Genomic DNA, 18,365 nt, shown 5'->3' with positions numbered 1-18,365 from the left:
TGCTGGCTTGTGCCGCTCTGCTTGTGTCGCTCTGCTTGCGTCGCTCCGGCCTGTGCCGCGGTTCTCGAACCGGCTTGCGTCGCTTCGGCGGACAGGCTGGGTCGGGGGGCCTAGGGTGAATCGGATGGTGGAAAGCGCCGAGGTGGTCGTGGTCGGGGCCGGGCTCGCCGGCCTCGTCGCCGCGCGCCGCCTGCGTGACGCCGGCATCGACGTACTGGTGCTCGAGTCCGCCAACGAGGTCGGTGGTCGAGTCCGCACGGATCTGGTCGACGGGTTCCGGCTCGACGCCGGGTTCCAGGTGCTGTGCCCCGCCTATCCCGCGGCCGCCCGCGAGTTCGACCTCTCCGCACTCGACCTGCGACCGTTCCTACCCGGCGTCCGCGTGCACACCGACGACGGCAGCCACCTCCTCGCGTTCACTCCCGCGGCGGTCGCCGGTGCGTGGAAAGCGCTTTCTTCAGGACTTTTCCGGCCGGGTGACCTGTTCGCGCTCGCCGCGCTGAGCGGCCGCGACCTCGTCGGCGCCCGGAAGAAGCTGCGCGCCGACCGCCCCACCCACCGCGAACTGCAGCGGCTCGGCTGCTCGAACCGGCTGATCAACACCGTGCTCGCCCCGTTCCTGTCGGGCGTGTTCCTGGAGGGTGAGCTGACCACGTCCAGTAGGTTCTTCCACCTGGTCTGGCGCTCTTTCCTGCGGGGTGGCGCGGCCCTGCCCGCGGCGGGCATGGGCCAGCTACCGGAGCAACTCGTCGCGCGGCTGCCGGCCGGAACCATACGTATGAGAACGGCCGTGAGCACCGTGGCGCCGGGCGAGGCGCGCACCGCCGACGGCAAGCGGTACGCCGCCCGTGCGGTCGTGGTGGCGACCGACGCCAGGTCCGCCGCGACGCTGCTGCCGGGTATCCGCGTGCCGTCCTGGAACGCGGTGACGACGTACTATCACGCCACCACCCAACCGTTGGACCCCGAGCCGGTGCTGCGCGTCGACCCGACCGACGGTCTGCTGGCGAACAGCGTCGTGGTCAGCGCCGTCGCGCCGGCCTATGCGCCGCCGGGCACGAGCCTCGTGGCGACGTCCGTGCTCGGTGTTCCGTCCACAGTGGACGCGACTGAGCGCCGCGTCCACGAGCGACTGCCCCGGTTGTACGGCGTGGATGCCGGCGCGTGGACCACCGTGGCCGCGTACCCGGTGCCGTACGCCCTCCCGGCGATGCCGGCGCCGCACCCGTTGCGGGGCCGGGTGCGGCTCGGCGAGGGGTTGTACGTGTGCGGGGACCACCGCGACACGAGTTCGATCCAGGGGGCGCTCGCTTCCGGCCGGCGCGCCGCCCGCGCGGTCCTGGCCGATCTGCGGCCGCGCTACCCCGACGTCGTTCAGTAGTCGGTGTTCAGCGTGAAGTAGATGTACAACGGGGTGATGATCGCGCCGATGACGATCGCCGTGATCGTCCAGCCCTTGGCCTTGCCCACTTTCTCCAGGGCCTCGTAGTAGTCGCCCCGGTTCTCGGCGTTGACCGCCAGGGCGGAGTAGACGATTCCGACGATGCCGGCGAGCGTGCAGCACAGCAGCGTGGCCGCGATGGACAGGCCGAGCCACAGTCGGGCTTTGGTATCGGGCCGGTCCGGGTACGTCATTGCGCCTCCACGGATATCGATGGACGCTCAGGGTAAGGGTCGACCGCAACAGTCGGTGAATGGGTCGTGTCACTCGGTGTTGCTGTCGCCGCCGCCGATGATCGTCCCGTTGTTGCCGTTGCCGTTGCCGTTGCCGTTGCGGTCGCTGCCTCGTCCTCGCCGTTGCCGATGGTCGTTCCGTTGTCGCCGCCGCCTTGTCCCCGTCCCCGTCCTCGCCGTTGCCGTCCTTGCCGGTGCCTCATGGTGTTCCGTTGTCGCCGGGCTGGCATCGCCGGCCCGTTGACACCGTTCCTCCGTCCTCAGCGGCTCGCACCCCGTTCTCGGCCCCATCGGGCAACTCGGCGGGACAAGCCCGGCCGCGCCGGGCAGCACAACAGACCCGGGGTGCCCATCGGCCCACGGGCGGACAACGTCGGCAGCCGACCCGATTCCGCGCCCGGTTTTGATAACGATAACAATCGACAATCGTCTATGCTCCTCCCATGACACCCACCAGCAGGAATGCGCTTTCCGCAGTACTTGCGGCCCTCGTGGTGGTCACGGCCGCGACCGCCACTCGCGCCGCAACCGCTCCCGCCACCCCGAGTGCCCTGAGCGCCCCGGTCGCACTTGCCACCCCCACCGTGCCGCCCGCCGCCTATCCCGCCCCCGGCCGTCTCACCGGCGACACCGGCGCGCACGACCCGGTGATGATCCGCCGTCCGGAAGGCGGTTACCTGCTCGCGATGACGGGCAACGGGGTCAGCCTGAAGACGTCCACCGATCGCGTGACCATCCGCAACGCCGGGTCGGCGTTCCCGAACGGCACGCCGTGGGCGAACACGTACACCGGGAATGGCCGCAACCTCTGGGCGCCCGACCTGTCCTACCGCAACGGCCGCTACTACATGTACTACTCGGCCTCCACGTTCGGATCGCAGCGGTCGGCGATCTTCCTCGCCACCAGCACCACCGGCGCGGCCGGTTCGTGGGTCAACGAGGGCCTGGTCATCGAGAGCAGCAGCGCCAACGACTACAACGCCATCGACCCCAACCTGTTCGTCGACGGGCAGGGCCGATGGTGGCTGACCTTCGGATCGTTCTGGACGGGCATCAAGCTGATCAGCCTCAATCCGGCCACGGGTCGCCGGTCCACGACGGACACCGCCGTGCGTCCGCTCGCGTCCAGGTCGGGGAGCACCGCGATCGAGGCCCCGTTCATCGTGCAGAAGAACGGATACTTCTACCTGTTCGTGTCGTTCGACCTGTGCTGCCGTGGCGCCCAGAGCACGTACCGCATCATGGTCGGCCGGTCGACCAGCATCACCGGCCCGTACGCCGACCGCGCCGGAACCCCGATGACGTCCGGCGGCGGAACGCAGGTGCTCGCCAGGCACACCACGGTGATCGGACCCGGGCACCAGGCCGTACTTTCCGACACCGATTCCGACGTGCTGATCTACCACTACTACCTGTCGAACGGGCAGTCCCGCCTCGGGATCAACCTGCTCGCCTACGACACGGCCGGATGGCCGTTCGTGTACTGAGACCGCCGGCCGCGAGCGTCGTCGCACGGCCAGGCTCTCTCGTGTGAGGAAAGCGCTATCCCGGGCACGGGCGCTGCCTCTTGCGGCCAGCGGTGAGGTCCGGGATAGCGCTGTCCTTGAGCAAGCGCTGTCGTTGCGGGGCGGGCGCTGTCGCCGAGGCAAGCGCCGTCCCCGAGGCAAATCCGCGCGACGGCCCAGGGCAAGCGCCGTCCCCGAGGCAAATCCGCGCGACAGCCCAGGGCAAGCGCCGTCCCCGAGGCTAACCGCGCCATCCAAAGGCGCATGTCTCGCCCACCGGTTCACGTCGCGTTCGTGCGGGCGGGGGTCGTTCGTTCACCCCGTCCGCCATAGCATCGACGTATGTCGCTCCCGTATCCGATCAGCCGCCGCCGGTTCGTCGCCAGCGCCGCCGGGGCCGTCACCGGGCTCGTCGCTGGTCCCGCACTCATCGGGCCCGACGGTGCCCGCGCCGTCCCGCGGCCCGGCGCCTCGCCCGCGCTTCCTGACGGGCTCTTCGCGCTCGGTGTCGCCTCCGGTGACCCGGGCCCGGACGGGGTCGTGCTGTGGACGCGCCTCGCGCCCGACCCCGTTCACGGCGGCGGCATGCCCGACGTCGACGTGCCGGTGTTCTGGGAGGTCGCCGAGGACGAGCGGTTCCGCCGCGTACGGCAGCGCGGGACAGCGCTTTCCCGGTCGCAACTGGCGCACTCGGTGCACGTCGAACTGCGTGGCCTGCGGCCCAACCGCGAGTACTGGTACCGGTTCAGGGTCGGGAAGCAGGTCTCCGAGACGGGCCGGACGCGCACCGCTCCGGCACCCGGAGAACGCGTCCACGACCTCCGCTTCGCGTTCGCCAGTTGCCAGGACTTCCAGGCCGGCCACTACACCGCGTATCCGCACCTGATCGACGAGGACGTGGCATTCGTGGCGTTCCTCGGCGACTACATCTACGAGAACACGCCCAACCCGGCCGCCCCCCGCCTCCACGAGGGTACCGGCGAGCCGATCACGCTCACCGACTACCGCAACCGGCACGCCCAGTACCGCACTGATCCCGACCTGAGGAAAGCGCATTCCTCCGTGCCGTGGATCGTCACGCTGGACGACCACGAACTCGACAACAACTGGGCCGACGAGATCCCGCAGGACCCGGCCCTGCAGACGCCGGAGGCGTTCCGGGCGCGCCGGATCGCCGCGTTCCAGGCGTACTACGAGCACATGCCGCTCCGTCGCTCGTCGATCCCCGACGGGCTGGACATGCGGCTGTACCGGCGGCTGTCGTTCGGACGGCTGGTCAACCTGCACGTCCTCGACACCCGGCAGTACCGCAGCGACCAGGTCGCCACCCTGGAGGAGACCTACGATCCGACGCGCTCGATGACGGGCGAGGAGCAGGAGCGTTGGCTCGTACGCGGGATGAGCGAACGGCACGTCCGCTGGAACCTGCTCGCCAACCAGGTGATGTGGGCGCAGAACGACCGCACCGCCGGCCCGACCCAGACCTTCGACCTCGACAACTGGGACGGCTACCGGGCGCAACGCCGTCGCCTGCTGGAGTTCTTCGGGTCCGGCCGGACCAGCAACCCGGTCGTGCTCACCGGTGACCGGCACGCCACGTGGGTCTGCGATCTCAAGCCCGACTTCGACGACCCGGCGTCGCCGGTGGTGGGCGCCGAACTGACCGGCACCTCGATATCCACAGGCGGCAACGCGAACACGGCGGCGTTCCACGCCACCTACGACCCGATCATGGCGGAGAGCCCGCACTGGAAGTTCATCGACAACCAGCGCGGCTACATGGTCTGTGACGTGAGCGAGGAGCGGTTGCACGCCCGGCTGCGGGTTGTCGACACGGTGCTCGCGCCGACGGCCCAGGTGTCGACCGTCGCGCAGTTCGAGGTGACGGCGGGGCTGCCGGGGGTCCACATCGTCTGACCGGCACGAACAGTAGGCGTCAAAGCACGATCTGTAGACAAGTCGGGACCACGGACGCCAAATGCGGGGTTCCTGGCTTCCGATCAATAGCATCGGCGCATGCCGTTGTCCTATCCGTTGAGCCGGCGTCGGTTCGTGGCACAGGCCGCCGGGGCGGTCGCGGGCCTGGTCGTCGGTCCGGCGTTGATCGGACCGGAGGGGCAGAGTCCCCTGGCCGTGCCGGTTCCCCGGCCGACGCCGACCCTGCCCAGCGGGCTGTTCTCGCTCGGCGTCGCCTCGGGTGATCCCACGCCCGATGGCGTCGTGCTGTGGACACGCCTCGCCCCCGACCCGGTCGCCGGCGGAGGCATGCCCGACGTCGACGTATCGGTGGACTGGCAGGTCGCCGAGGACGACCGGTTCCGCCGTATCGTGCAGCGCGGGAAAGCGCTTGCCCAGCCCGAACTGGCGCACTCCGTGCACGTCGAACTGGTCGGCCTCCGGCCGGGCCGCGAGTACTGGTACCGCTTCCTGGCGGACGGACAGGCGTCCGAAACAGGCCGGACGATCACCGCGCCCCCCGCCGACCAGAGCCCGCGCCGACTGCGCTTCGCGTTCGCGAGTTGTCAGGATTGGGCGGCCGGCTACTTCACCTCCTACCCGCACCTCGTCGACGAGGACCCGGCGTTCGTCATCTTCCTCGGCGACTACATCTACGAGAACGGGCCGAACAAGGGCGCGACGCGCCTGCACGAGGGCATCGACGAACCGTACTCGCTGGCCGACTACCGCAACCGGCACGCCCAGTACCGCACCGATCCCGACCTCAGGAAAGCGCATTCCTCGTTCCCGTGGATCGTCACCCTCGACGACCACGAGATCGACAACAACTGGGCCGACGAACATCCGCAGGACCCCACCCGGCAGACCCCGGAGTCCTTCCGCGCCCGACGCGTAGCCGCGCTCCGGGCGTACTACGAACACATGCCGCTGCGGCGGCAGTCGCTGCCGAACGGCCTGGAGTCCCAGATTTACCGGCGGCTCGACTTCGGTCCGTTGGCCAGCCTGCACGTCCTCGACACGCGGCAGTACCGCACCGCCCAGCCGTGGAACCTGGCGAGGGCCAACGACCCGACCATGACCATGACCGGCGCCCGGCAGGAGGAGTGGCTGATCCGCGGAATGCGCGGGGGCGCGCGCTGGAACCTGCTCGCCAATCAGGTGATGTGGGCGCAGAACGATCGCGTCGCCGGGCCGCGGCAGACATTCGAGATGGACTGCTGGGACGGCTATCGCGTGCAACGGCGCCGATTGCTGGACTTCTTCGGCTCCGGCCGCACCAGCAACCCGGTCGTGCTCACCGGTGACCGGCACGCCACGTGGGTCTGCGATCTGAAACCCGACTTCGACGACCCGGCGTCACCGGTCGTCGGCGCCGAGCTGACCGGCACGTCGATCACCTCCGGCGGCGACTACAGCCGCACCGCGTTCCACGCGTTGTTCGACCCGATCATGGCGGAGAGCCCACATTGGAAGTTCATCGATAATCGACGCGGATACATGGTGTGCGAACTCACCGCCGACAGCCTCCAGGTCGCGCTGCGCACCGTGGACACCGTGCAGACGCCGGCGGCCAACATCGTCACGGCCGCGAGGTTCGAGGTCCTTGCGGGAGTACCGGGGGTCCGGCTGGTCAGCACGCAAGGCTAGAAAAGAATCGATGACGCCGTGAGCGTCATCGATCAACCCCTATGTGTTCGTTGTACCGTGCCGCGGATGCCAGCAGCCTCGACTTCGCGTCACCGGTGAGGACCCGGCCCCACCACCCGCCGTAGATCGAGTCGAAGTCGAACGGCTCCAACAGCCGCACCGCCCGCGCGATCGTCTCGGGATGCTCCGGAATCAGGTTCGGGTAGCTGTACATGAAGCTGACCCAACGCCGGTCCATCACCACCATCACGATGTCGCCTGTGCACAACGCGCGGCCGCCGGCCCAGTGGAGAACCGTTCCACCCGGGAAGTGCACACCGCAGTTGACGAGCGTGCGTCCCGGCAGGATCTCCCGCGTGTCACCGCTCCAGAGGACGACGTTGCCGGACCGGCGGACCCACTCGCGATCGGCCTCGTGCACGTAGATCGGCACGCCGCCGAACGCGTCGCTCCACTCGACCATCGAGCCGAAGAAGTGCGGGTGCGAGATCGCGATCGCGGCGATCCCGCCCTGCGCGCGCACGGCGTCCACAGTGGCGTCGTCGATGACGGAGACGCAGTCCCACAGGACGTTTCCGCCCTCCCCGGGCACGAGCAGCGCACGTTGCCCGATCGCGGTCGCCGGCTCGGCGCCGACCCCGTAGAGGCCGGGCCCCTCCTCCCGCACGACGCCACGGTGTCCGTCCGCTGCCAGCGAGGTCACCGTCGTCCACAGCTGCCCGTTCCAGCCGACGTACTGACGGTCGTCCGCACAGATCGGGCAGACCTCGGCTTCAACGTCCTGTTGTACCCCACAGGTGCGGCAGATCGGCGCGCCGGAGAACGCCATCAGGAGCCGGTGTAGTAGCGGTCGGCGACGTCGAGAGCGTCGTCGATCACGTCCAGCCCGTTGGAAAGGTCCTTCTCGGTCGTGACGCAGGGCGGCACCACGTGCAGGCGGTTGAAGTGCGTGAACGGCCAGACGCCCTGCGCCTTGCAGGCGGCGGCCACCTCGAGCATCGGCTTCGCGGCCTCGCCGGCGGCGTTGTAGGGCACCAGCATCTCGCGGGTCGCCCGGTCCTTCACCAGTTCGATCGCCCAGAACAGGCCGAGTCCGCGGACGTCGCCGACCGACGGGTGGCGCTCCTGCAACTTCGCCAGCCGCGGCCGCACCACCTCCTCGCCGAGACGGCGTACCCGCTCGTTGATCCCCTCGTCCTTCATCGCGTTGATCGTGGCGACCGCCGCGGCACAGGCCAACGGATGCCCCGAGTACGTCAAACCCCCGGGGTAAGCCCTTTCCGCGAACGTCTCGTACACGCGCGGCCCGAGCACGACACCGCCCAACGGCACGTACCCCGAGTTGACCCCCTTCGCGAACGTGATCAGATCCGGGGCGACGTTCCACCGGTCGACGGCGAACCACTCGCCGCACCGGCCGAAGCCGCTCATCACCTCGTCGCAGATCAGCAGGACGCCGTGCCGGTCACACAACTCGCGTACGCCGGCCAGGTAGCCGTCCGGCGGCACCAGAATGCCGTTCGTCCCGACCACCGTCTCCAGGATGACGGCGGCGATGGTCTGCGGACCCTCGAGCGTGAACACCTCGTCGAGATGCGCCAACGCCCGCTCGCTCTCCTGCGCCTCCGACTCGGCGTGGAACGGCGACCGGTACGGATACGGCCCGAAGAACCGCACGACGCCGGGCATCGCGGGTTCGTTCGGCCACCGTCGCGGGTCGCCGGTGAGCGTGATCGAGCCGGTCGTGGCGCCGTGGTACGAGCGGTACGCCGCGAGAATCTTGTGGCGACCGGTGGCCAGTCGCGCCATCCGGACCGCGTGCTCGTTCGCCTCGGTGCCACCGTTGGTGAAGAAGACATGGCTGAGATCGCCGGGCGCGAGATCCGCGATCAGGCGCGCGGCCTCACTCCGGGCGGCGTTGCCAAAAGACGGGGCGACCGTGCACAGCGCGGCCGCCTGCTCCTGGATCGCCGCCACCACCCGCGGGTGCTGGTGGCCCATGTTGAGGTTGACCAGTTGCGACGAGAAGTCGAGGTAGCGGGTGTCATCCTCGGTCCAGAACCAGGCCCCCTCACCACCGACGACGACGGCGGGTGCGAGAGCACGCTGCGCCGACCACGAGTGGAAGACGTGCGCACGATCGTCCTGAAACGCCTGGCTGGTCATCGGAGGACCTCCCGGAGTGGCAGCACTATGCCGCCGACCGTAATGGCACAACCGTCACCAGACAATACGTGTTCTGTTACAGCTGTTCGGCGTGTTCCACAGAGCCGCCCGTCGTGAGGCGCCGTCGCGGAGACGCTGTCCGGCGTCCGGATGGCCGCGCCGAGCATCGGCCGCGGGACGCTGTCCGCCGGCCACGAACGACCTGGCCGTGAGCACTGCTCGCCGAGCACGCCGCCCGGGCCGCTGCCAGCTCGGCCCGGGTGCCGGTCGCGCTGTCACGACCGACCCGGGCGCCCAGGGTCGTGGCGGCGCCGTCCGCGTGTCGAGGTCGCGGTGGCGCCGTCCGCGTGCCCAGGTCGTGATGCCGCCGTCCGCGTGCCTAGGTCGTGGTGGCGCCGTCCCGGGTGCCTACGCGCGGTGGCGCCGTCCGCGCGCCCGAGCCGCGTCGGCGCCCTGCCGCCGATGTCAGCCGCGCTGGACCGAGTCCAGAGCGGCGACGGCGGCGCCCCGCGCGCCCGCCATGTCGAGGTCGGGGACCAGCGCAAACGTCGACGCGTGCTCCTGCTCCTCGCGGAGCAGCGTGTGCTCGCGGACGGTGGCGAGGAACCAGTCGCGGAAGTGCGGGGCGGCCTCGACCACGCCGCCGCCGACGAAGTACGCGTGTGGATCGGTGACGTTCGCCGCGATCGTGAACAGCCGGCCGATCGCCTTGGCCTGCTGCCCGAAGACGGCCATGGCGAGCGGATCGTTCCGTTCCCCGAAGCCGCGGAGCAGTTTGGCGGCCTTGTGGATATCGATGTTGGCCAGCTCGTGGTCGGGATACCGCGTGAGCCAGTAGGGGAGGAGGTTCTTCTCGATCCCGGTCAGCGAGGCGAAGCTCTCCGTGTCGCCCTCGAAACCGCAGTTGCACTGCGGCATCGGCTGGTCGGCCTCGAGCAGACCGTGGGTGGGGATATGGACGTGGCCCAGTTCGCCGGCCATGCCGGCCGCGCCGGTGATCACCGTGCCGTCCTGGATCACGCCGCCGCCGAGGCCCGTGCCGACGATCGCCGACACCGACGAGCGCGCGGTGGCGTCGGCGCCGAAGTACTGGTGGTGCGCGTAGAGAGCGGCCGCGTTGGCGTCGTTGGTGTAGACGACGGGCAGGCCGAGGCGGCGCTCCAGTGCTCCCCGGATGTCGAAGCCCCACCACTCCCGCTGCGAGAAGTTCGTGGCGCCCTTCGACGAGATGACGCCGTCGGCGCTGGCAGGCCCCGGGGTGTCCAGGCCGACCGAGCGCACGAGGGTGCGCACCGTTCCGGTCAGTTCCAGAATCGCATCGAACGCCGTCGCCAGGGATTCGACCGCCACGGAGGGACCTTCCAGCACGCGGCTGGGTGTCTCCACAAGCTGGTCGACCAGGTACTGGCCGGTCGCGTCGAGCACCGTCGCGTTGTTGGTGGTGCCGCCGTTGTCGAGCCCGACGACCACCCAGGAGGCGGGAGTGCGCATAGCGATTATTGTGCGTCGAACGTCCGCCGCGGCGGAAGGATCATGAGGGTGTGGAACGGGTGCCGATGTGGGCCGGACGCGTTTCCGCTCGCCCGCGCGGCCCCGCGCGGCCACCTGCGTTCCCGCGTGGGCCGTCGCGTTCCCGCCAGGCGGGGGCTGCGTTCCGCGGAGGTCTGCCAGTACTCCCACGCGAGGCCGCGTACGTTCCCACCAGGCGGGCCCGCGTTCCCGCCGGCTTGCTCCGTTCCCGCCGGGTCTGCCCCGTTCGCGCCGGGCTCCGCCCCCGTTCCAGCCGGGCTCCGCTCCCGTTCCCGCCGGGCTCCGCTCCCGTTCTCGCCACGAAAGATCATGGCCGCTGGTCGGTAGCCGAAACAGATCTGTGGCACGGTGGGAATGGTGATCGCCTTGGCGGACTGGAACGCGCTTTCCCCGGCGGAGGCCGCGCAGGAGCTGGTCGTCTGCTGCGCCGCGCCGGCCTGGGCGCTGGCGCTGGCCGAGGAAAGGCCTTTCCCCACGACGAGCGAGATGCTCGACTCGTCCGACCGGGTGCTGACCGCGCTCGACTGGGTCGACCTGCAACCTGCACTTGCCGCCCACCCCCGCATCGGTGAGCGGATCCGGCGCCAGGGGGCCGAGGCCGACTGGTCGCGCCGGGAGCAGGCCGGCGCTCAGGACACCGACGACGCGACCGCGCGTGCGCTGATCGAGGCGAACGAGGCCTACGAGGAACGGTTCGGCCACGTTTTCCTGATCTTCGCGACCGGGAAGTCGGCCGGTGAGATGCTCGCGGCAGCGCGCGAACGCCTGCGCAACGATGAGATCACCGAGCAGGCCGCGGTCCGGGCCGAGCTAGCGAAGATCACCCGGCTACGGCTGGAGAGGTTGCTGACGTGACGCTGTCGACCCACGTGCTCGATACCGCGCGGGGCGAGCCGGCAGCCGGCGTGCCGGTGACGCTGGAACATCTCGACGGCGACACCTGGCGCCTCATCGCCGACGGCCGTACCGACGGCGACGGTCGGCTGCGGGACTGGGTCCCCCCGGCTCGCTTCGTCGCGGGCCGGTACCGGCTGACCTTCGACACGGAGGCGTACCTCGGGGAAGGCGCTTTCTTCCCGACGGCGGTGGTGGTCTTCCACGTGGCGGCGCCGGACCGGCACCTCCACGTCCCCCTGCTGTTGAGCCCGTACGGCCTGACGACCTACCGGGGGAGTTGATGGCGATCACGTTGGGTCCCAACCGGTACGGCAAGGCCGAGATCCGGATGGTGCACGTCGACCGGACGACGCCCAGCCACGTGCTGACGGATCTCAACGTCAGCGTGGCGCTCTCCGGGGACCTCGACGCCGCGCACACCGTCGGCGACAACTCGGCCGTGCTGCCGACCGACACGCAGAAGAACACCGTGTACGCCTTCGCGGCCGAGCACGGGGTGGGCGCGATCGAGGACTTCGGGTTGCGGCTGGCGCGGCACTTCGTCACCACGCCGAGCATCACGCGCGCGGTGGTGACGATCGAGGCGTACCCCTGGCGCCGGCTCGGCCCGCACTCGTTCCAGCGCGACGGCGGCGAGTCCCGCACCGCCCGGATCACCGTCGCCGACGGCGGTGAGCATGTGATCTCCGGCGTCACCGGCCTCGTGCTGATGAACACGACCGACTCCGAGTTCGTCGGCTTCATCAAGGATCGCTACACGACGCTGGCCGAGACGACCGATCGCATCCTGGCGACGTCGGTCACCGCGGCCTGGCGTCACGCCCCGGCCGGCCCGGCCGGCGACCCCGCGGAGGCGACAGCGACGCCGACCGCGCCGGACGCCGACTGGAACACCTCGTACTCCACCGCTCGGCAAGCGCTTTCCGACGCCTTCACCGGTACCTACAGCCGGGCGTTGCAGGAGACGTTGTTCGCCATGGGGCAGGCGGTGCTCGGCACCGGGAAAGGGCTTGCCGAGGTCCGCCTGTCGCTGCCGAACCGGCACCACTTCCTCGTCGACACCGCGCCGTTCGGGTTGTCCAACGAGGGTACGGTCTTCCACGCCGACGACCGCCCGTACGGACTGATCGAGGCGACCGTGCGCGACGACGAGCTACCGGAGGCGCCGCAGGCATGGACTTCCTGAGTCCCGCCACCTGGGCGGACGCGCTCGCGGCGAAGGCCGAGCATCGCGACGCGGTGCCGATCGCCGGTGGAACCGATGTCATGGTCGAGCTGAACTTCGATCGGCGGCGGCCGGCCGCGCTGCTCGACCTCACGCGGATTCCGGAGCTGTCCACGCACGGCACCGACGGTGAACTGATCCGGATCGGCGCCGGCGTTCCGTACGCGCGCGTCATCACGGAGTTGGGAAAGCGCTTGCCCGGACTCGCGCAGGCGTCGCGCACCGTGGGCTCGCCGCAGATCCGCAACCGCGGCACGATCGGTGGCAATCTCGGGTCGGCGTCGCCGGCCGGTGACGCCCATCCGCCGCTGCTGGCCGCCGGTGCGCTGGTGGAACTGGCTTCCGTCGAGGGCACCAGGCGGGTACCGATCGGCGATTTCTTCACCGGTCCCAAGAAGAGCGTGCTGGGGCCCGACGAACTGATCGCCGCCGTGCTGCTGCCGCCCGCGCCCGGCCCGCAGCAGTTCGCGAAGGTGGGCACCCGGAACGCGATGGTGATCGCCGTCTGTTCGGTGGCGGTCGCGCTCGACGCCGAGCGGCGCACGATCGGCACCGGGATCGGTTCGGCCGCGCCGACGCCCGTCCGCGCACCCGACGGGGAAGCGCTTTCCGCCGACCTCCCGTGGGAGACCCGGGGCGAGCTCCCTGAGCTGTTGGCGCGACGGTTCGGTGAGCTGGTCGCGGCCGCCGCTTCACCGATCGACGACGTGCGTGGCACCGCCGCGTACCGCAGGAAGGCGCTTTCCGTGCTCGGCCGCCGCACGCTCACCTGGGCCTGGGACGAATACCGGAAGGGGACGGCATGACCGTGGCGGCGATGCGGAAACGGGTCGGCCGGGAACTCGTCCGCGAACGGCGGCTCACCGCGGATGCGAGAGCGACCGGCGGTCCGGTCGTGGAAGGCGGGTCGACGTGAGAATCACGTGCACCGTCAACGGTGAGACACACGAGGCCGACGACGTCTGGCCCGGCGAGAGCCTGCTCTACGTGTTGCGCGAACGCCTCGGCCTGCCCGGCGCGAAGAACGCCTGTGAGCAAGGCGAGTGCGGGTCGTGCACGGTGTACCTCGACGGCACCGCGGTCTGCTCGTGCCTGGTCGCCGCCGGGCAGGCCCAGGGCCGGTCCGTGGTGACCGTGGAAGGGCTTTCCCGTGACGACGGAAGCCTGCATCCCGTACAGGAAGCCTTTCTGGCGACGGGGGCGGTGCAGTGCGGGTTCTGCACCCCCGGGCTGATCGTCGCCGTCCACGATCTCTTGGCCCGCAACCCGGCGCCGGCCGACCCGGAGATTCGCGAGGCGCTGGCCGGGAATCTGTGTCGCTGCACCGGGTACGAGAAGATCCTGGAAGCGGTTCGAATGGCGGCGCGGTCATGAGCGTCGTCGTTCTGCAGAATTGCGCGGTGGCGCCGGTTGTCGGCGAGGAGTACCTCGACGGCCATGTCGTGGTGCGCGATGGCCGGATCGCGGCGGTCGGATCCGGGCACGCCGGCCGGTTCTCCGGCGAACAGGTGCGGATGATCGATGCCACCGGATGTCTGGTGACGCCCGGCCTCGTCAACACGCACCATCACCTGTACCAGTGGGCGACGCGTGGGATGGCCGTCGACAAGAACCTGTTCGACTGGCTGGTCGAGCTGTATCCGGTGTGGGCGCACATCGACGCGCCGCTCGTCGAGGCCACCACCGCGGCGGGCCTCGCCTGGCTTGCCCTGAGCGGCTGCACCATGTCGATGGACCACCACTACGTCTATCCGCACGACGCCGGTGACCTGTTCACCGCTCAGGTCGAAGCGGCGCAACGGATCGGGCTGCGCTTCCATCCGACGCGCGGCTCGATGGACCTCGGCCAGTCGCGGGGCGGCCTGCCACCGGACCGGATCGTCGAGGAGACCGACGCGGCGCTCGCCGCCACCGAGGATGCGATCGACCGCTGGCACGACCCGGCGCCCGACTCGAAGCTCCGGGTCGCGGTGGCGCCGTGCTCCCCGTTCTCGGTGACGTCGCGCCTCATGACCGAAGCCGCGGAACTGGCCCGCCGTAAGGGCGTTCGGCTGCACACCCATCTCGCCGAGACCGTCGAGGAGGAGGAGTTCTGCCGCAAGACGCACGACTGCACGCCGACCGAGTACGCCGAGCGCCTCGGATGGCTCGGCGACGACGTGTGGCTCGCGCATGGCGTCCACCTGAACTCGGACGCGATCGGTCGGCTGGGTGCGACCGGCACCGGCGTCGCGCACTGTCCGAGCTCCAACGGCCGTCTCGGTGCCGGCATCGCCCCCGTACGCCAGTTGCTGGACGCGGGTGCGCCGGTCGGGCTGGGCGTGGACGGTCCGGCGTCGCAGGAGGCCGGCCGGCTCGGCGACGAGTTGCGGCAGGCGTTGCTCGCGGCGCGACTCCGCGGCGGTCCGGCCTCGTTGACCGCGAGGGAAGCGCTTTCCATGGCGACGATCGGCGGCGCGCGCTGCCTCGGCCGGGACAAGGAGACGGGCTCGATCGAGAAGGGCAAACTCGCCGATCTGGCCGTGTGGCGCCTGGACGGCATCGGGCAGGTCGGTATCGACGACCCGGTCGTGGCCCTGGTGTACGGCGCGCAGCCGCCGTTGGAGTTGCTGCTTGTCGGTGGCGAAACCGTTGTGCGGCACGGCGAACTGCAGACCGGTGACGCCGACTCGCTCGCCCGGGGCGTGCGACGGGCACACCGTCAACTGATGAAGCGGGTACGTCGGTGACCGCGCCTGCGTCCACGGGAACCGGAACCACCGGCGGTGTCGGCAGCAGCCCGCGCCGTCCCGACGGGACCCTGAAGGTCAAGGGGGAGTTCGCCTTCTCCTCGGACCTGTTCGCCGACGACATGCTCTGGGGCGCGACGCTGCGCAGCCCGCATCCGCGCGCCCGTATCCGGTCGGTCGACATCGGGAAAGCGCTTGCCCTGCCGGGCGTGTACGCGGTGCTCACGGCCGACGACGTCCCGGGCGAGAAGGTGTACGGCCTGGAGATCGCCGATCAGCCGGTCCTCGCCTTCGACGAGGTGCGGTACCAGGGCGAGCCGGTTGCCGTAGTTGCCGCCGAGCACCCGGAGACGGCGCGGCGGGCCGCGGCCCGCATCGAGGTCGAGTACGAGGTGCTGCCGCCGGTCGCCGATGTGACGGCGGCTCTCCGGCCCGGTTCGCCGACCGTGCATCCGCCGGCGGAGGACCCGCCGGTACCGGGAGACTCCGAGCCCGGACACGCCCTGCCTGTCATGGGAAACGTGCTGCGGCACGTGCCGGTGCGGCGCGGGTCTGTGTTCGAAGCCGATGTCGTGGTCACCGGCGAGTACGAGGTCGGCATGCAGGATCAGGCCTTCCTCGGGCCGGAGTCCGGGCTCGCCGTGCCGGCCGAGGACGGCGGGGTCGACCTGTACATCGCCACCCAGTGGCTGCACGTCGACCAGCGACAGGTAAGCGCTTGCCTCGGGCTCCCGCCGGAGAAGGTTCGGCTGACGCTGGCCGGCGTCGGCGGCGCGTTCGGTGCCCGCGAGGACCTGTCGATGCAGGTGCACGCGTCGATGCTCGCGCTGCACACCGGCAAGCCGGTGAAGATGGTGTACTCCCGCGAGGAGTCGTTCTTCGGGCACGTCCACCGGCATCCGGCCAAGATGCGGTACGAGCACGGCGCGACCCGCGAGGGCCGGTTGGTGTACGTCAGGGCACGCATCGACCTCGACGGCGGGGCGTACGCGTCGTCGTCGCCGGCTGTCGCGGCGAACGCGGCGACGCTGGGCATCGGTCCGTACGACGTCCCCAACGTCGAGATGGACGCGTATGTCGCCTACACCAACAACCCGCCGTGCGGCGCGATGCGCGGCTTCGGCGCCGTACAGGCGTGCTTCGCGTACGAGTCGCAGATGGACAGGTTGGCCGCCGCGGTCGGCCTCGATCCGGTGGAGCTGCGCCGGATCAACGCGTTGGAGACCGGCGCGCTCATGCCGACCGGACAGGTGGTCGAGGGTCCGGCACCGGTGGCCGAACTGCTCGCCCGCGTCAAGGCGGCACCGATGCCCGGCCCGGCGTCCGGCGACCCGCGCGAGCAACCCGGTGGAGTCTCGAACACCACCCACGGCGAGGGTGTGGTGCGCGGTGTCGGATACGCGATCGGCATCAAGAACGTGTGCTTCTCCGAGGGTTTCGACGACTACTCGACCGCCCGCGTGCGGCTGTCGGTGGTCGGTGGCGAGCCGGCGGTGCTCGTCCACACGGCGGCGGCCGAGGTCGGGCAGGGCCTGGTGACCGTCCAGGCGCAGATAGCCCGCACCGAGCTGGGCGTGGATACGGTGACCGTCGCGACCGCCGACACCACCGTCGGCAGCGCGGGGTCGACATCGGCCTCCCGGCAGACGTACATGACCGGCGGCGCGGTGCGAGCGGCCTGCGAGGCGGTACGGAGGAAAGTGCTCTCCCGCGTACCCGGTGCGGTGGGGCTGGGCGGCGGCATGGTGCTGGGAGCGGACGGCGAAGCGCTTTCCTCGCTGGTCGACCTGCTCGGCACCGACGTGGTCGAGGAGACCGCCGAGTGGCGGCACCGCCCCACGTCGTCGCTCGACCCGGCCACGGGTCAGGGTGACGCGCACGTGCAGTACGCGTTCGCGGCCCATCGCGCCGTGGTCGACGTCGATGTCGACCTGGGTCTGGTGCGGGTCGTGGAGATCACCACGGCACAGGACGTCGGCAAGGCGGTGCACCCGCAGTCGGTCGTCGGGCAGATACAGGGCGGCACCGCGCAGGGACTGGGGCTGGCGTTGATGGAGGAGATCCAGGTGGTGGACGGGCTGGTGCGCAACCCGTCCTTCACCGACTACCTGATCCCGACGATCCTCGACATGCCGCCGATGAACGTCGATGTGCTCGAGATGGCCGACCCGCACTCGCCCTACGGCCTGCGCGGTGTGGGCGAACCACCGACGATCTCGTCGACGCCGGCGATCGTCGCGGCGGTGCGGGCGGCCACGGGGAAACCGCTTTCCCGAGTTCCCATCCGCCCCGAACACATCGTGTGACTCAGAGGTTCAGCCGGTACTCCACCGACCTGGTCGCGGTCGTGAAGCCGGCGCCCTCGTACACGCCGACCGCGCCGGTCGGGCTGTCGGCGTCGACCCACAGGTACGCGTAGCCCTTGCCGAGCGCCGCCGTCCCGGTCAGGACGTCCGAAAGCAGCGCGCCGGCGGCGCCAGGCCCGTCGGGTACCGACGTGTCCGATGTAGACGCGGTCAGGGTCGGCGTCGTCGTAACTGAGTACGTAGGCGGCCAGCTCGTCGCCGTCGAACGCCAGCCGCGACAGGTCGGCCCGGAATGACTCGGACCGTACGGTGAACCCGGTCCACTGGTCGAACGTCCGTTGCTGGTGTCCCCAGTGGTCGCTGAACGCCTCGGTATGGGCCTCGAAGAGCGCCCGCTCGAACCGTGGTTCGTAGGTCTGGACGCGCAGACCGTCGGGTGCCGGCCTTGGGCCATCCTTTGCCGGGGCGACCATCTCGAAGTAGTACCGCGACGGAGCCGCCCCGAACCGTTCGAACAGCCGGACGGCCGCGTCGTCGGCGAGGAGCGTGTTCGTCTCGAACACCCAGCCGTCGGGCGAGCCCGCGGCCCGGTGGATCTCACGCGACCGGTCGAGCTGCCAGCCGAGCACCTCGCGCCCCAGCCCGCGCCCCCGCCACTGCGGCGCCACGCCGCCGTGCGCGTCGATCCGGAACCCGCCGGGCGGCGGCGTGGCCACCACACCCGCCG

At 70.4% G+C, this 18,365-nt stretch carries 15 protein-coding genes; 11 read left to right on the top strand and 4 right to left on the bottom strand.

From position 1 onward, the window contains the following. Window positions 1-124: 124 nt before the first annotated feature. Window positions 125-1,381: an NAD(P)/FAD-dependent oxidoreductase gene (locus Vau01_RS13440; protein ID WP_203991677.1), complete on the top strand. Its 1,257-nt coding sequence runs from the start codon at window positions 125-127 to the stop codon at window positions 1,379-1,381. On the opposite strand, the gene Vau01_RS13435 is transcribed toward Vau01_RS13440, so the two are convergent. Continuing rightward, window positions 1,375-1,635 (bottom strand): CD225/dispanin family protein, encoded by a 261-nt coding sequence (locus tag Vau01_RS13435; protein ID WP_203991673.1) that lies wholly within the window; start codon window positions 1,633-1,635, stop codon window positions 1,375-1,377. The genes Vau01_RS13440 and Vau01_RS13435 overlap by 7 nt on opposite strands. A gap of 482 nt (window positions 1,636-2,117) precedes the next feature. Here Vau01_RS13435 and Vau01_RS13430 point away from each other — a divergent pair, with 482 nt between their 5' ends. From Vau01_RS13430 to Vau01_RS13420, 3 genes are all read left to right on the top strand, one after another. Continuing rightward, window positions 2,118-3,161 (top strand): arabinan endo-1,5-alpha-L-arabinosidase, encoded by a 1,044-nt coding sequence (locus tag Vau01_RS13430; RefSeq protein ID WP_203991670.1) that lies wholly within the window; start codon window positions 2,118-2,120, stop codon window positions 3,159-3,161. A gap of 360 nt (window positions 3,162-3,521) precedes the next feature. Next, window positions 3,522-5,096, top strand: coding sequence for an alkaline phosphatase D family protein (locus tag Vau01_RS13425; RefSeq protein ID WP_203991667.1), 1,575 nt, complete (start codon window positions 3,522-3,524; stop codon window positions 5,094-5,096). 99 nt (window positions 5,097-5,195) lie between these two features. Further along, entirely contained in the window at window positions 5,196-6,785 is a 1,590-nt protein-coding gene (locus Vau01_RS13420; RefSeq protein WP_203991664.1) for an alkaline phosphatase D family protein, read from the top strand. Window positions 6,786-6,810: 25 nt separating this feature from the next. On the opposite strand, the gene Vau01_RS13415 is transcribed toward Vau01_RS13420, so the two are convergent. From Vau01_RS13415 to Vau01_RS13405, 3 genes are all read right to left on the bottom strand, one after another. Further along, window positions 6,811-7,614 carry an MBL fold metallo-hydrolase gene (locus Vau01_RS13415; RefSeq protein ID WP_203991661.1) on the bottom strand — a complete coding sequence of 268 codons (804 nt, stop codon included), beginning with the start codon at window positions 7,612-7,614 and terminating at the stop codon, window positions 6,811-6,813. Continuing rightward, window positions 7,614-8,951 (bottom strand): aspartate aminotransferase family protein, encoded by a 1,338-nt coding sequence (locus tag Vau01_RS13410; RefSeq protein WP_203991658.1) that lies wholly within the window; start codon window positions 8,949-8,951, stop codon window positions 7,614-7,616. Before Vau01_RS13410 ends, Vau01_RS13415 begins: the two co-directional genes overlap by 1 nt. A 465-nt stretch (window positions 8,952-9,416) precedes the next feature. Then, window positions 9,417-10,442, bottom strand: coding sequence for an ROK family protein (locus Vau01_RS13405; RefSeq protein ID WP_203991656.1), 1,026 nt, complete (start codon window positions 10,440-10,442; stop codon window positions 9,417-9,419). A gap of 396 nt (window positions 10,443-10,838) precedes the next feature. Between Vau01_RS13405 and uraD the strand changes: the two genes are divergently transcribed. The 7 genes from uraD (at window position 10,839) to pucD (ending at window position 17,638) form a co-directional block, all read left to right on the top strand. Continuing rightward, on the top strand, window positions 10,839-11,336 hold the full coding sequence (gene uraD / locus Vau01_RS13400; RefSeq protein ID WP_239151559.1) for a 2-oxo-4-hydroxy-4-carboxy-5-ureidoimidazoline decarboxylase: 498 nt from the start codon (window positions 10,839-10,841) through the stop codon (window positions 11,334-11,336). Then, complete coding sequence (gene uraH, locus Vau01_RS13395; protein ID WP_203991651.1) at window positions 11,333-11,659, top strand: hydroxyisourate hydrolase; 327 nt, start codon at window positions 11,333-11,335, stop codon at window positions 11,657-11,659. Before uraD ends, uraH begins: the two co-directional genes overlap by 4 nt. Continuing rightward, on the top strand, window positions 11,659-12,564 hold the full coding sequence (gene pucL / locus Vau01_RS13390) for a factor-independent urate hydroxylase (protein WP_203991640.1): 906 nt from the start codon (window positions 11,659-11,661) through the stop codon (window positions 12,562-12,564). Before uraH ends, pucL begins: the two co-directional genes overlap by 1 nt. Further along, a complete protein-coding gene (locus Vau01_RS13385; RefSeq protein WP_203991637.1) occupies window positions 12,552-13,409 on the top strand; it encodes an FAD binding domain-containing protein in 858 nt (285 codons plus the stop codon). The genes pucL and Vau01_RS13385 overlap by 13 nt, the downstream gene beginning before the upstream one ends. 106 nt (window positions 13,410-13,515) lie before the next feature. Next, complete coding sequence (locus tag Vau01_RS13380; protein WP_203991634.1) at window positions 13,516-13,977, top strand: (2Fe-2S)-binding protein; 462 nt, start codon at window positions 13,516-13,518, stop codon at window positions 13,975-13,977. A 26-nt stretch (window positions 13,978-14,003) separates the two neighbouring features. Next, a complete protein-coding gene (locus Vau01_RS13375; RefSeq protein ID WP_239151558.1) occupies window positions 14,004-15,332 on the top strand; it encodes an 8-oxoguanine deaminase in 1,329 nt (442 codons plus the stop codon). Continuing rightward, the gene (gene pucD, locus Vau01_RS13370) at window positions 15,329-17,638 is read left to right on the top strand and encodes a xanthine dehydrogenase subunit D (RefSeq protein WP_203991628.1); all 2,310 of its coding nucleotides are present in this window, start codon (window positions 15,329-15,331) and stop codon (window positions 17,636-17,638) included. Before Vau01_RS13375 ends, pucD begins: the two co-directional genes overlap by 4 nt. Window positions 17,639-18,365 lie beyond the last annotated feature (727 nt).

Origin of the sequence: Virgisporangium aurantiacum, assembly GCF_016863635.1 — a bacterium.
Lineage (GTDB): Bacteria > Actinomycetota > Actinomycetes > Mycobacteriales > Micromonosporaceae > Virgisporangium > Virgisporangium aurantiacum.
Note: the sequence above shows the minus strand (reverse complement) of the source record. Positions and strands in the feature narration are given on the sequence as shown.

Coding starts and splice junctions, on each gene's coding strand:
- Vau01_RS13440 (WP_203991677.1), top strand. CDS start 125: ATGGTGGAAAGCGCCGAGGTGGTCGTGGTCGGGGCCGGGCTCGCCGGC.
- Vau01_RS13435 (WP_203991673.1), bottom strand. CDS start 1,635: ATGACGTACCCGGACCGGCCCGATACCAAAGCCCGACTGTGGCTCGGC.
- Vau01_RS13430 (WP_203991670.1), top strand. CDS start 2,118: ATGACACCCACCAGCAGGAATGCGCTTTCCGCAGTACTTGCGGCCCTC.
- Vau01_RS13425 (WP_203991667.1), top strand. CDS start 3,522: ATGTCGCTCCCGTATCCGATCAGCCGCCGCCGGTTCGTCGCCAGCGCC.
- Vau01_RS13420 (WP_203991664.1), top strand. CDS start 5,196: ATGCCGTTGTCCTATCCGTTGAGCCGGCGTCGGTTCGTGGCACAGGCC.
- Vau01_RS13415 (WP_203991661.1), bottom strand. CDS start 7,614: ATGGCGTTCTCCGGCGCGCCGATCTGCCGCACCTGTGGGGTACAACAG.
- Vau01_RS13410 (WP_203991658.1), bottom strand. CDS start 8,951: ATGACCAGCCAGGCGTTTCAGGACGATCGTGCGCACGTCTTCCACTCG.
- Vau01_RS13405 (WP_203991656.1), bottom strand. CDS start 10,442: ATGCGCACTCCCGCCTCCTGGGTGGTCGTCGGGCTCGACAACGGCGGC.
- pucL (WP_203991640.1), top strand. CDS start 11,659: ATGGCGATCACGTTGGGTCCCAACCGGTACGGCAAGGCCGAGATCCGG.
- Vau01_RS13385 (WP_203991637.1), top strand. CDS start 12,552: ATGGACTTCCTGAGTCCCGCCACCTGGGCGGACGCGCTCGCGGCGAAG.